13 protein-coding genes are annotated in these 12,811 nt (G+C 50.8%); 2 read left to right on the forward strand and 11 right to left on the reverse strand.

The window, feature by feature from the left end; genetic code table 11:
• Nucleotides 1-319: 319 nt before the first annotated feature.
• A complete protein-coding gene (locus QMG16_RS05645; RefSeq protein ID WP_281792862.1) occupies nucleotides 320-2,923 on the forward strand; it encodes a PAS domain S-box protein in 2,604 nt (867 codons plus the stop codon).
• Nucleotides 2,923-3,582, forward strand: a complete 660-nt coding sequence (locus QMG16_RS05650) for a response regulator (protein WP_281792864.1) — start codon at nucleotides 2,923-2,925, stop codon at nucleotides 3,580-3,582. The genes QMG16_RS05645 and QMG16_RS05650 overlap by 1 nt, the downstream gene beginning before the upstream one ends.
• 763 nt (nucleotides 3,583-4,345) lie before the next feature.
• Here QMG16_RS05650 and QMG16_RS05655 read toward each other — a convergent pair.
• The 11 genes from QMG16_RS05655 to QMG16_RS05705 form a co-directional block, all read right to left on the reverse strand.
• A complete protein-coding gene (locus QMG16_RS05655) occupies nucleotides 4,346-5,236 on the reverse strand; it encodes a F0F1 ATP synthase subunit gamma (protein ID WP_281792866.1) in 891 nt (296 codons plus the stop codon).
• Nucleotides 5,223-6,773, reverse strand: a complete 1,551-nt coding sequence (locus QMG16_RS05660) for an alternate F1F0 ATPase, F1 subunit alpha (RefSeq protein WP_281792868.1) — start codon at nucleotides 6,771-6,773, stop codon at nucleotides 5,223-5,225. The genes QMG16_RS05655 and QMG16_RS05660 overlap by 14 nt, the downstream gene beginning before the upstream one ends.
• Before the next feature lie 131 nt (nucleotides 6,774-6,904).
• Entirely contained in the window at nucleotides 6,905-7,669 is a 765-nt protein-coding gene (locus QMG16_RS05665; protein WP_281792870.1) for a F0F1 ATP synthase subunit B family protein, read from the reverse strand.
• Between the two features lie 3 nt (nucleotides 7,670-7,672).
• Nucleotides 7,673-7,948 carry a F0F1 ATP synthase subunit C gene (locus QMG16_RS05670; RefSeq protein WP_281792872.1) on the reverse strand — a complete coding sequence of 92 codons (276 nt, stop codon included), beginning with the start codon at nucleotides 7,946-7,948 and terminating at the stop codon, nucleotides 7,673-7,675.
• Nucleotides 7,949-8,007: 59 nt separating this feature from the next.
• Nucleotides 8,008-8,703 (reverse strand): F0F1 ATP synthase subunit A, encoded by a 696-nt coding sequence (locus QMG16_RS05675; protein ID WP_281792873.1) that lies wholly within the window; start codon nucleotides 8,701-8,703, stop codon nucleotides 8,008-8,010.
• Nucleotides 8,704-8,749: 46 nt separating this feature from the next.
• Nucleotides 8,750-9,010 (reverse strand): ATP synthase subunit I, encoded by a 261-nt coding sequence (locus QMG16_RS05680; RefSeq protein ID WP_281792874.1) that lies wholly within the window; start codon nucleotides 9,008-9,010, stop codon nucleotides 8,750-8,752.
• A 67-nt stretch (nucleotides 9,011-9,077) separates the two neighbouring features.
• The gene (locus QMG16_RS05685; protein ID WP_281792876.1) at nucleotides 9,078-9,395 is read right to left on the reverse strand and encodes an AtpZ/AtpI family protein; all 318 of its coding nucleotides are present in this window, start codon (nucleotides 9,393-9,395) and stop codon (nucleotides 9,078-9,080) included.
• 1 nt (nucleotide 9,396) lies between these two features.
• Nucleotides 9,397-9,777: a F0F1 ATP synthase subunit epsilon gene (locus QMG16_RS05690; protein ID WP_281792878.1), complete on the reverse strand. Its 381-nt coding sequence runs from the start codon at nucleotides 9,775-9,777 to the stop codon at nucleotides 9,397-9,399.
• Nucleotides 9,774-11,174 carry a F0F1 ATP synthase subunit beta gene (atpD, locus tag QMG16_RS05695; RefSeq protein ID WP_281792880.1) on the reverse strand — a complete coding sequence of 467 codons (1,401 nt, stop codon included), beginning with the start codon at nucleotides 11,172-11,174 and terminating at the stop codon, nucleotides 9,774-9,776. The genes QMG16_RS05690 and atpD overlap by 4 nt, the downstream gene beginning before the upstream one ends.
• Before the next feature lie 162 nt (nucleotides 11,175-11,336).
• Nucleotides 11,337-11,969: a class I SAM-dependent methyltransferase gene (locus QMG16_RS05700; RefSeq protein WP_281792882.1), complete on the reverse strand. Its 633-nt coding sequence runs from the start codon at nucleotides 11,967-11,969 to the stop codon at nucleotides 11,337-11,339.
• Between the two features lie 192 nt (nucleotides 11,970-12,161).
• Nucleotides 12,162-12,725, reverse strand: coding sequence for a class I SAM-dependent methyltransferase (locus QMG16_RS05705; RefSeq protein ID WP_281792883.1), 564 nt, complete (start codon nucleotides 12,723-12,725; stop codon nucleotides 12,162-12,164).
• Nucleotides 12,726-12,811: the final 86 nt, after the last annotated feature.

Here is a 12,811-nt window from a genome sequence, read left to right on the forward strand (position 1 = left end):
CCGGTGAAAACTGGAATCTAGGCATTCCCGATAGAGCTGGACCCTGACTTCCGCCAGGGTGACGGTATGAACGAATTTTGAGACAATTTCTGCGATTCAGAGGAACACATAACACAGGCACTTCCCATACGGAAACTCTAAGTTGCTGCAAAAAGCTTTGCGCAGGATCTTTTTCTGCTGTATTGATTAAACGCTTGTGTAGCTTTTTAGTGTAGCATTTTGCCCTATTTTGATCGAGATGCAGAAGGCTTACACTCATCACCTGATTTTTCCATTGGGAAAAACATCCTTTTTTCTTCCAGATTTTGACGGGCGCGGTATGCGTGATGAATTCAAGACAAAAAAGCAGCTCATCAGCGAATTGGTCGAGCTGCGGCGTAAAGTGGCTGCAACGGAAACATCCGTTTGCGAAAATACCGGTATCCCCCCAAACAAGCCCCATAAAGGAGCTACGGCCGGGGGAGAAACCAAGGCAGGCATTTCACCGGACGTACTGGAAGCTTCAAAAAACGATGGGGACTTCTTCACCGGGGAATATTCGGGAGAGTTCCAGGTCTCCGAACACGAGCACGCCATAAAGACTTCGTCAGAGATCGCCAGGATGCCCCATCTGCTCCTGGAGAGCCTGCCTCATCCCGCCATGCTCATTCGCAAAGATCTCACGATTCTGGCTGCCAACCAACTCGCTCTTCGGATGGGCGCAAAGATTGAGGGGCTCTGTTGGCGAGAATTCGCGAAGGGCAAATATATCCCTCAGGTCGACAAGGAATACATCGAAAAGAATATGGGGCAGCTCCCTCCCGGCGGAACCAGATGTTCGTTTTGTCTGGCAGCCAAAGCTCTGGACAAGAAGAAAGCTTTTCATCTGGCAAATATCAGTTTGTTCGGATGCATCTGGCAGGTATGGTGGATTCCCATCGATACGAATACTTTTCTTCACTACGCCATCGACACCACCGAATCCAGGTTATCCGAGGAAAAGCTCAAAGCGAGCGAAGCCAGATTCCGGGAGTTTTTCAATCATATGAGTAGTGGTGCGGTTGTGTTCGATTTCCTGGAAGGGAAGAACCATTTCATATTTCGAGATATAAACCGTGCAGGTGAAAAGATCGTACAAGTAAAGAGAGAAGATTTAGTCGGTAAAAGTCCGCTGGAAGTTTTTCCCAGGATAAAGGAAATGGGAATCCCCGAGGTGTTCAAAAGAGTCTGGGAAAGCGGAACCCCGGAGCATCATCCCGTTTCTTTCCACGATACAAAAGGTATGAACCGATGGGTCGAAACCTATGTCTTCAAGCTTCCATCGGGGGAGATTGTTGCTGTTTTCGATGATGTCAGCGACCGGAAACAAGCTGAAGAGGCGGTACGCTACAGTCAGGCACGCTATCGTGCCGTTGTGGAAGATCAGACGGAACTGATTTCACGTTTTTCACAGGATGGAACCCTGACTTTTGTCAATGAGGCATATTGCCGTTATTTTCGGGAATCCCGAGAAGAGCTGATCGGAAGCAAGTTTTGGCATCACCTGCCCGAGGCGGATCACTCGAAATTGAAAAAACATATTTCCTGTTTGACCCCGGAAAAACCGGTTGCGGTCATAGAACACCGGATTGTTGCTCCAGATGGGGAAATACACTGGGTGAGATGGACAGATCGAGCCATCTTTGACGATCAATCCAATCTGGTGGAATACCAGGCCGTGGGTTTGGATATCACGAAGGGAAAGCGCGCCGAGCTGCTGTCCAAGGCGCGGGCGAAAAGGATTCATCTTCTCAACCGGATCATCGGTTGGGGAAATAAATCTCCTGACCTCAAATGCCTTCTGGAGAAGTTTCTGGATTCTACGATTCATTTGATGCATTTCGATGGAGGGGGAATTTATCTTCCCAATGAAGCAGGAAAGTTCACAGAGTTGCATCATCAAAAAGGGCTGTCCGAGGAGTTCCTGGCTCAACTGAATCGTCCCAAATGCAGGACGCGAATAGGTGATCTGCACAATAGAAGAAAAAAGCCCCTTTTCCTGGACAGTCTTTCGGACATCCTGCCGGATAGCTCAGACCAAAAGGGATTCAAATGCTTTGTTTTGATTCCCCTTTTTGCAAGTACTCGCTGTATCGGAGCGGTTCATCTGTTTGGAAAGAATAAACGCAGTTTCACGCCGGAGGAAAAAAGGACTTTTCAGACCATCGGTCGCGAAATGGGCACGGTCATTGCCAAAATGCAGGCGGAAGAGGCTTTGAGGGAATCCGAGAACAAACTGCGTTCTCTCTCCATGCAGCTTCTTTCAGCACAGGAAAAAGAACGCAGGCGCATCTCCAAAGAATTGCACGATGAACTGGGTCAGGCCCTCATGGTACTCAAACTCAGAGTGCGGCTGATAGAAAGACAGTTGAAGGAGGGGCAGGAAGACCTGCGGAACGACTGCGAAGAAACTCTTCAGTACGTGGATGAAATCATTGAAAATGTACGCCGGCTTTCTCGCGACTTGAGTCCCTCCATCCTGGAAGACCTGGGGCTTTCTGCGGCTCTTCGATGGCTCTTCGAGGACTTCAGGAGACACCACAAGATCAAATGCATCTTTGACATTTCGGGGCTAAAAGAGCCTTTTTCAAAAGAGATGGAGATTGCAATCTATCGAATTTTCCAGGAATCCCTTACGAACATCGTCAAACATGCCGAAGCCACTTCTGTCATCATTGTGGCAAAGAAAATAAATGGCGTCATTCTATCCACCATCGAAGACAATGGAAAAGGTTTTTGCCTGCAGGAACACTCCGGTAAGAAAGCCATAGAGAAGGGCATGGGCCTTCCCGCCATGGATGAACGCGTTCGCATGCTGGGAGGCTCATTGGATATCTGGAGCAGGAAAGGGGAAGGAACCCGTATAACTTTCACCATCCCCATAGAACAAAAAGGAAATGAATAATGCGCCCTTACCTCGTTATCCTGGCTGACGATCACATGATGTTTCGAGATGGAGTCAGGAGGATTATCGAAGAGACTTCCGACATTAAGGTGATAGGAGAAGTCAAGGATGGCTTCGAACTTTTGAAATTTTTGAAAAAATCCCCGCCCGACATGATCATCCTGGACATTTCCATGCCCAATCTGCGGGGGATAGAAGCGACCCGGGAAATCAAAAAAAACCACCCCCTCGTCAAGGTATTGATTTTAACGATGCATAAGGACAAGGAATATCTGTATTATGCCCTCGCGGAGGGCGCTGACGGATACATATTGAAAGAAGATACGGACACCGAGCTGCTCGCCGCCATCAAAAGTATTCGAAATGGGAATGTTTATATTTCCCCCCTTCTTTCCAGCCAAATGTCTCAGCTGATCACCCAGTCTTCGCGGGGCTCGGAGCCCGAACCCCTTACGGAATCCCTGACAACGAGAGAAAGGGAGGTTTTGAAACTCATAGCCGAGGCGAAATCAAGCAAGGAAATTGCCGATCTCTTATGTGTGAGCGTGCGAACGGTTCAACATCACCGCTCCAACATAATGAAAAAATTGAATGTAAAAAAAAGCACCGATCTTGTGAAGTACGCTATTCGCAAGGGATATACATTGCTCGGCATCTGATGATCAATCTCCATGACACCAGGTGTCACAACGAGGTATGAAAAATAGGCGAACGGGTCAGCCTATTCACCGATTCACCGTTTTTTTCATATAAATTGTCATTCCGGGGGGGCACTCTCAAACGATGAAAACGGCACATCGGTGAACGATTTTGCCGATTCACCTGTTTTCTAACTAGACGAATCTGCAAGGTCGAAAATTGTTATCGCTGAAAAGACATTTCCGAAGATCCATCGCAATCGGGAAAACTTCCATTTTTTCAGCCGTATAGCATCAAGAAAAGGGGAAACTTTGTGAAAAATAGGTGTTTTTACCTATATTAAATTAGGCATACTCGGCCATTTTTCTTTTTAATGGAATTTATTAAGTTCAAACCAGATTCCACGCCTTATATTTCCCAGAGAGCAGAGGGTCCGGTCTCCCGCCAAGAAAAATCGGACCCCTCTGTCCCTCCTCAACTACCAGACCTATTGATTCCAATGCATGTCCCCGCCAAATTCAACCTCGATGCCAGGCATGACTCTTTCCATCCTCCCCTCGACATAAAGCTTCTGAACACCACAGGGATTTTTCATGGCGGGCTCTTTCCGTCGGGAAAAAAATATCAGCAGCGATTCTCATTTTGAAAAACCTGCCCCCTACCCTCGTCGAGGGGAGAATTTTTAGGATAAAGTTCCCCTTTGAAGGGGGATCGAGAGGGATCGAAGATGCCGATATCACGAGAGATACCCAAAATGAGAATTGCTGGATATCCACAGACTCCCTATCCCCTCCCGTGGGTGAGCGCTTCAAATCCCGAAACAATGTCCAGCAGTTCCTCCGTAATGGATTCCTGCCTCAACCGGTGGAACTGCTGTACGAGTTCGTTCAGACGTTCTTTGATGTTTTTTTCAGCACCCTGCATGGATGCAAGCCGGCTTGCATTTTCACTTGCAAGAGACTGAGCGAACGCACTGTAAAGGGAAACAAAAAAATACTGCCGCACCAGAGATGAAAAGAGGGGATCCCATTCCATGGTGAAAGTTGGCAGAATGCGGGTCGGCCATGGCTTTTCTTTTAGCTTGCGAAGCCATTTTTCATCTAGAGGAAGAAGGTGCACCGTCTGAGGCCGGTAGGACGCGCCCGAAAGTGGCTTGCTGAAAAAGAGAAGAATTCGATCCAATTCAACTTCCAGGTACCACTCTTCAATCTTGATCAGCATCTCCTGAACCATAGCAGTGATGCCGGCAGGGGATCCCGGGACGGGAAAGGTTTCCTGCACCTCAAGGCCCAAATCCTCCAACCGGACCCTCGTCCGCTCTCCCACTGCCAGGAGAAATCGACCATCCCTGGACAGATTCATATTGTCCAGTGTGGCAAAGGTATGAGAGACAATCTGATCGTTGAGCTGACCGCACATTCCCTGGTCCGATCCGAAGACAACGGCACCTATGCGGGATGAGGCATGGGGAGCTGAACGCCCTTTCTTTTTAACCCGCTTTTGAAGAACCGCCTGAAGCCCCAGTTCGATGGTGCGCATGTATTCCGCGAGCGCCTCCACAGCCCTTTCATACTGCCGGATGTTGACAGCGGCCAGCGCCTTCATGGTGTGTACAATGGATTCCAGATCTTCGGCGCTTTCGATCTGTTTTTTTAGAGATTCAATAGTTTGCACCTTGCACGACCTCACTTGCCGGGGAAAGCGCCTCCCGCGCCGCACGAATCAACACCTCCCGGTCGCCATGCGTCAACTCCCTCCCCGCAAGGATCTCCACCCAAAGCTCTGGCAGGGCATCCCTCACCCGCCTCCTAATCTTCCTCTCTTCCCTGTCGATTTCATCCAAGGCAGTCTCATCCAGAAGCCCCTCGTTTACAGCCAGGAAAAGAGCGATCTGCTCCGGAACGGCCATGGGGTCGTACTGGGCTTGCTTCAGGATTTCCCGGACACGCCGCCCACGATCGATACGTTTTCTTGTCTCTTCATCGAGGCGCGTGCCGAAACGTGCAAAAGCCTCCAGTTCTTCGAACTGTGCATAGGAAAGCCGTAAATCCCCGGCAACGGCCCGATAAGCGGGAAGCTGCGTCTTTCCCCCAACCCTCGAAACGGATTTACCCACATCCACGGCGGGCAAAATCCCCTTTTGAAAAAGATCGGGAGAAAGATAGATCTGCCCATCCGTGATGGAGATGATATTGGTGGGAATATACGCGGAAATGTTCTGAGCCTCCGTTTCGACGATGGGAAGGGCGGTCAGGGAACCTCCGCCCAATTCTCTCCGCAAATGAGTCGAACGCTCCAGAAGGCGGGAGTGTATATAGAAAATGTCTCCCGGGAATGCCTCCCTGCCGGGAGGGCGACGTAGCAGCAGAGAAAGTTCACGGTACGCCCGGGCGTGCCGGGTCAGATCGTCGTAGACGATGAGCACATCCCGTCCTCCCTCCAAAAAATACTCGGCCATGGTCGTCGCCGCGTAGGGGGTCGTGAACTGAAGCCCCGGTGGATCATCCTCCGTGGCCACAACAACAATGGAATATTCCATGGCTCCATGTTCTTTGAGATCGGCGATAACCTTGGCCACCGCGGAATTCCGTTTCCCGATGGCACAGTAGACGCAAATGACTCCGCTCTCTTTTTGATTGATAATGGTATCCACCGCAATGGCCGTCTTGCCCGTTTGACGATCTCCCAAAATGAGTTCGCGCTGTCCGCGCCCGATGGGAATGAGTGCATCCACCACTTTGATTCCCGTTTGCAGGGGAACGGTCACGGGATCCCGGTCCATTATGGCGGGAACTTCCCGTTCAACAGGTCTTCGCATGGAAAGTCGAAGAGTGCCCCGGTTGTCGAGCGCCCGCCCCGCGGCGTCGACTACGCGTCCCAACAACGCCGGTCCCACGGGAACATCCAGGACCCGTCCCGTCCTGTGGACTTCAAATCCCGCTTTGAGCCGATCGCTTTCGTCCAGCAAAATGACCCCGATTTCTCCAGGATCAATATTGAACACCATTCCCAGAATATCTCCAGGAAAACGCACCAGTTCCTCCGACTTCACACTGGGCAATCCTTCCACCAGTGCAATGCCTTGTCCCACATACCTGACGACACCGATTTCCTGAAGGTTGAAATCCCGTGGAGTCTCGGCCACGACACGGTTAAAGGCATCGAATGTTTCGTCCAGCGCGCGGACCAGTTCCGATCGATCTCTATCCATCCCGGATATCCCGCTTTTCGGCGTAGCGTCAACAAACGAAGCAAGCACAAGGGCCACAGGACCCTCGAGTTTTTGTCTTCTCTTTCACGGCTCCCTCAACCATTCCAGCCGAACCACCAGCATGATCTTCATCAGCCGGCACCTTCCTCTATGACTCTCAGAATATCCTCCTCGAGAGTTTTGAGATAATTTTCCATATTCCAGCCAATCTTATGCGCGTTTGCCCTCAGTTCGATTCCGCAAATCAGATCCGCCGACACTTCAAACTCAAAGTCCAGCTCCTCACCTATACGATCTCTCAGAGCTTCCATCATTCTTGCCCGCGATTCCTCAGGAATCTCAAACGAGCTTCGCATCAGGACCCTTCCCCCGGATTGCCCGAAAGATTCTCTGAGTACCCTCAGTTCTTCTTCATTATGGGAAAGAAGGCGCTCCAGGAAGACCTCCATGATCTGCTTTTCCAGCTGCTTATTGGCCAAGTTCGACAGCACGTGCCGCGCCATAAGGCACACTTCCACACTGACTCGCCTTTTCAAATCCAGAAGGAACGCATCCTTTTCCTGGCGTATGTTTTCATGCCATTTTCGCTGGAATTCATTCACTTCCGCACGCGCCTCATGGAGGAGTCTCTTCCTCTCCCCCTCGACTTCCTCCTTGACCATCAGAAGCAACTCTTCGCGCCTTTCCTCCAGCTCCTTCGCCTTTCTGCGATAGTCCTCAGCTTCACGCAGCGCTTCCCTTCGCTCATCCTCCGCATCTTGCAAACGGGAAGCGATTTTCTCTTCGCGCACTTCCATTGCACGGATGATGCGTCCATAGAGAAAATGCTTGAGAAGAGCCACGAGGACCAGGAAATTGACAATCTGGGCGACCACCGTGAACCAGTCGATGAGCACGGATCATCCTCCCGCCCTGGTGACGTAATTCCAGAAAGGATTGGCGAAGATTAAAATCATTGACACCACAAAGCAGTAGATGCCCGTCGATTCCACCATGGCAATCCCCACGAAAAGGGTGCGCGTGATGGTGGTGGCTTCGTCCGGCTGCTGGGCAATGGCATTCAAAGCCTGCGACAGCGCTCTTGCCTCCCCCAGCGCCGGCCCAATGGAACCGATGGCCATGGTGATGCCTGCCGTGAAAATGGATACCATCGCTATGATACTCACATTATCCATAACCTTTTTCTCCCTTGCGACAAGTGACGACGTGCACCGGGTCATATTCCCGGGCCGGATCAGTTCTCTTCGCGTCTCGACTCCAGTTCCTCGTGAGCTCGGGTTCCCGAAGCGATATAGACCATGGCCAGAATAGAAAATATATAAGCCTGGATCAATCCGGTCAGGAGCCCCAGCAGTTGCATCAAAATGGGAAAAAAGAGCGGGGCGAGGGCAAGCAGGATGGCGGAGAGCATGCTTCCGCTCATGATATTTCCAAAAAGACGGACAGCCAGGGCGATAGTCCGGGACAACTCGCCCATGACATTGAAAGGAAGCATGAAGACGCTCGGACGAATATAATTCTTCAAATAGGCCTTGAAGCCGCTATCGGCAATTCCATATAGAGGGACAGCAATAAAAACGCAGATGGCCAGAGCCGTTGTCGTCGAAAGGGATCCCGTGGGTGGTCGGAAGCCGGGAACGATGGACAAGAGATTCGAAGTCGCGACAAACAAAAAGAGCGTTCCGATAAAAGGCAGATATTGCCTGGCCTTCTGTTGACCGACATCTCGAATCTGGTCCCGTATCGCGGTCACGAGAACTTCCAGAAAGTTTTGCCAACGGGACATTTGGGGCCCTGTGGATAGACTTCGAGTCACCAGCCAGGAGATCAGGGTCAAAAGCGCCATCACGATCCAGGTGTAAACGATGGTGGCATTCAAAGAAGCCATACCGCTTTGCCAGTAGACAATACTGTCAGGAGTAATGTGCATGTATTGAAACCTCTCCGGGAGGGACAAGGAAACACCGGCCCGTTCCTTATGCGGGACGCAAACGCCTTATCATGATCCATCGCGCGAGCAGGAATCCCGCCAGGCAGACCAAAAGATTCACCCAGTTGCGATCCATAATGAGATAAAACCCCCATAAACTCAATACAGTGCGTCCCCAAAAACTGACCAGGGACAAAACCGCCGGATGGCGCACCGAACGAATCCTGCTCACGGTCATCCAGAGTCCGCCGAAGTAGAAAAGGCCGATTCCCATCCCCGCAAAAAAACAGGAAAATATCCAGTCCAATCGAGAGACATTCACTCCTTCTTCCTATAGAAGTCATAGCAATTCGGGTTTCCAAACCCGGCAGATATCAGTCCTTCTCACTTTCCCGCTTGACCCAAAGCCATGCATTCAAACAGCCCAGTACGACTCCGACAAAAAGCAGCATGAGGGTCCAGGAAAAGCGGCTCGGCCAGGTCACATCGATCCAGACCCCCAAGGCTATGCCGGCAAGAGTCGGTATGGCCACCGACCACCCCACAAGGCCGAACATTCCCAAGCCAAACCAGACACTCCGCCGCTTTTCTCTTCTTGCTTTCAACTTGCGGGATTCCTCCCGCCCCACCCTGCGCCCCAGTTCCGCATGGATTTCTTCTCGCCCTGGATGTTTGGAAGGCCTGGTCTTCATGCTATTTCAATTCCATGAAGCGTCGAACGAGGTTGGCTTCGAGTTTGGCAACGGCGGATTGAACGGCCTTCTCACGATCATCCAGCGTGCGGAATTGTTTATAAATAGTCTGCTCCAAACCGCCCAGGACGGGTCCCAAAACAGCGTTACGGGTAGAAACGAGAACCTCCCGGCCACACTTGACCAGAGTCCCCTCGTCCACCGCCATGAAATTTTCCTCCCCTTCCCCGTTTACAAACATGAGGATACCGGGAACCAGGGCGGTCACAAAATCAATATGCCTCGGCAAGAGGCAGAAGGCCCCGTTTTCCGCACGGGCGATCACCTTGGTTACTTCTTCATCGACCAAGATTTCCGTGGGAAGAAAAACCTTGAGTCTCATCTTTCCCTGACTTCATTGATTTCGCCGATCATATAAAGGCTTCCTTCAGGATAGTCTGTGAACTCATCGTCCAAAATCCGTTCGCACCCTTCCAATGCAGCTTCCAGACCGACGAACTTTCCCTCGTAGCCCGTAAAATGTTCCGTCACAAAAAAGGGTTGTGTCAAGAAGCGCTCCAGGCGGCGGGCGCGATAAACCGTCATACGGTCTTCCCGTGACAGTTCTTCTATCCCCAGCATGGCGATAATATCCTTCAGGTCCTCGTAGTCCGCGAGTGTTTTCCGCACTTCCCGCGCGATTTTGTAATGTTTTTCACCCACCACGTGCGGAACCAGCATTTTGGACCCGGACTTGAGGGTATCGATGGCAGGGTAAAGCCCCTCACTCGCCCTCTTTCGGGAAAGAACAATGGATGCGGACAGGTGTCCGAAAGTGTGAACTGCCGCCGGGTCCGTAAAATCATCAGCCGGCACATAAACCGCCTGAACGGAAGTTATGGCCCCCGTGGCCGTATTGCTGATTCTTTCTTCCAATTCGGCCAGTTCCGTCCCCAGAGTGGGTTGATACCCGAGACGAGACGGAAGGCGCCCCATGAACCCTGACACTTCCGCTCCCGCCTGGATGAACCGGAAGATGTTGTCAATGAGGAGCAGCACATCCTGCCTGGCATCATCCCGAAAGTATTCAGCCATGGTGAGAGCCGCATGCCCCACGCGAAATCTGGCCCCCGGAGGTTCATTCATCTGGCCGAAAATCATGACCGTATTCTCCAGAACACCGGCCTCTTTCATCTCACGGTAGAGTTCCTCGCCTTCCCGGCTGCGTTCCCCTATGCCGCAAAAAATGCTCACCCCTTCATGCTTGCCGACCATATTGTGGATCATCTCGCCGATCAGGACCGTCTTCCCCACGCCGGCCCCACCGAAAAGCCCCGCCTTTCCCCCCCGTTCAAGAGGCACCAGTACGTCAATCGCCTTGATTCCCGTTTCAAAGAGTTCCGATGTGGCGGACTGACGGTAGAGGGGGACGGGAGGACGATGAATGGACCTCCATTCCTCTCCGGCGACCGGCCCTTTTCTGTCGATGGTCTGCCCAAAAACATTGAACACCCGGCCCAGCAGTTCCCTTCCCACGGGAACCTGAAGCGGCATACCCGTATCGACCACCACCGAATTTCTCGCAAGTCCCTGAGTCGGTGTCAGTGCGATCCCACGGATAGTCTTGGAATTGAGATGAGAAATCACTTCGATGAGAATCCGGCCATCTTGACCGGCTTTGAGAATGCTGTAGAGGGACGGCAACCCCCTTGGAAAATGAACATCCACCACGCTGCTGCGCACTCCCAGGACTTTTCCTTCACGGAACGTGGGATCGTTTGTGGTTTGGGATTCGGACATCGTTTACACCAGTCTCGTGAAGTTTTAAGATTCCCACTTTTTTGCCGCCCCCATGGAATAATTTTAAAAAGAACCCGTGCGGAGCATAAAAAAAGAGTCTCCAAGTTTGCAGAATCACATCAGGCGGGCCTGGATCAGGCAAACTTCCCATCCGTATCCTTGTCAGAACTCCCCGAGAGCCAATCCCGTAGCTCCCATGTGATATTTTTTAAGATGAGAAATACGCACGCCCTCCCCCTTCAAGAGGCCAATCAGCCCTCCGTTTCTCATGAAGTTCCTGAAGTTCTTATAATGTTCAGCGCCTCCCATCCATTCCACCCAATGGACAAAAGCATTGCTCACCATCGAGAGCAAATCATCGGGACAAACAAAATCTACGATCAAGAGCTTCCCGTGGGGCATTAATACTCGCCCCGCCTCCTTCATAATCTGCCTGCGGGAAAGCGGATCCTTTTCATGGAAAGCCAGAGTGGACATGACACAGTCAAAAGTCTGGTCAGGGAAATGCAACTGCCGGGCATCTTCATGATGGTACACAATGGTGTCGGGACTCTTGCTTTTGGCAATACGGATCATTGCGGGAGACGAATCCACCCCTGTGACATGCAACCCCCATTGATCCAGCAGAATGCATTGCTCGCCTGTTCCGCTGCAAAGGTCTAAAATATTGAGAAAGCCAAGACGTCGCGATATGCGGCAAACTTCATGTCTGATGGGGAGCATGAATGGGCTGATCAACGGATCATAAATGGGAGCCACCCATTTGTAGTCGTCCTCTGATTCGAGAAATCGCATCCCGTCAGTTCCTTACAAATTCTCGAAGCATTTTCAGTTTTTCATAATAAGGAAGCTGGCGGATTCCGATATCTCGTTATTCACTACGGAGGCACGGAGATCACAGAGAAATTCCAAAATCTTATCTGTGCTCTCCGTACCTCCGTGGTAAAGGGAGATTTCAAGAGCGACTCACTCCCTGAAGATGGAATTCTATTTAATCGCCTCGTAAAGACGCAAAGGAGGAATGTTCCTGATTTCGTATTTGGTTTCTACGGAAGAAAAGAAACGGTCGAGGTAGATTTTGAGATGATGGTCGGCCTGGAAACAGGTTTGGTAGACGAGAAACTTGCCACCCTTTTTCAATGCCCGGTGAGTGTTGTAGAGGATCCTGTTTTTCATGTCCTCCTTGATCATGATGAAGGGAATGCCCGAAATGATATAATCCGCCTGGGATTCTTTGTAGGATCGCAATGTTTCCAATACATTTTCGGCACTGTCATTCACGACGACCACGCGGGGGTCTTGAATGGTTCTTTTCAGTATGGAGCCAAAGTTTTTATTGCGTTCGATGAGAATCAGCCGAGAATCGTCTCTCATGTTTTTTAGAAGATAATTGGAGAAAACCCCCGTTCCCGGCCCGTATTCAACGATCAGATCCGTGTTCTCGAAATTGATCTTACTGCAAACTTTTCTCACCCCAACGTTGGACGTAGGTGTTATGGAAGCAATATTCTTATCCTTAATGAAATTTTTCAGATAGGTAATCGTGTCCATTTGAACAGCTCCTTTTGAACAGCTCCTAATGGTAAATGACTTTCTTTGGGATATAACGGGGTAAACCTCTTACAATCTGTATCAAC

The sequence above is a fragment of the Desulforhabdus amnigena genome, assembly GCF_027925305.1.
Classification (GTDB): Bacteria; Desulfobacterota; Syntrophobacteria; order Syntrophobacterales; family Syntrophobacteraceae; genus Desulforhabdus; species Desulforhabdus amnigena.

Bases quoted from the DNA above. Each gene is read 5' to 3' on its own strand.
- QMG16_RS05645 (WP_281792862.1), top strand. From the start codon at position 320: ATGCGTGATGAATTCAAGACAAAAAAGCAGCTCATCAGCGAATTGGTC.
- QMG16_RS05650 (WP_281792864.1), top strand. From the start codon at position 2,923: ATGCGCCCTTACCTCGTTATCCTGGCTGACGATCACATGATGTTTCGA.
- QMG16_RS05660 (WP_281792868.1), bottom strand. From the start codon at position 6,773: ATGGATAGAGATCGATCGGAACTGGTCCGCGCGCTGGACGAAACATTC.
- QMG16_RS05670 (WP_281792872.1), bottom strand. From the start codon at position 7,948: ATGGATAATGTGAGTATCATAGCGATGGTATCCATTTTCACGGCAGGC.
- QMG16_RS05675 (WP_281792873.1), bottom strand. From the start codon at position 8,703: ATGCACATTACTCCTGACAGTATTGTCTACTGGCAAAGCGGTATGGCT.
- QMG16_RS05685 (WP_281792876.1), bottom strand. From the start codon at position 9,395: ATGAAGACCAGGCCTTCCAAACATCCAGGGCGAGAAGAAATCCATGCG.
- QMG16_RS05690 (WP_281792878.1), bottom strand. From the start codon at position 9,777: ATGAGACTCAAGGTTTTTCTTCCCACGGAAATCTTGGTCGATGAAGAA.
- atpD (WP_281792880.1), bottom strand. From the start codon at position 11,174: ATGTCCGAATCCCAAACCACAAACGATCCCACGTTCCGTGAAGGAAAA.
- QMG16_RS05700 (WP_281792882.1), bottom strand. From the start codon at position 11,969: ATGCGATTTCTCGAATCAGAGGACGACTACAAATGGGTGGCTCCCATT.
- QMG16_RS05705 (WP_281792883.1), bottom strand. From the start codon at position 12,725: ATGGACACGATTACCTATCTGAAAAATTTCATTAAGGATAAGAATATT.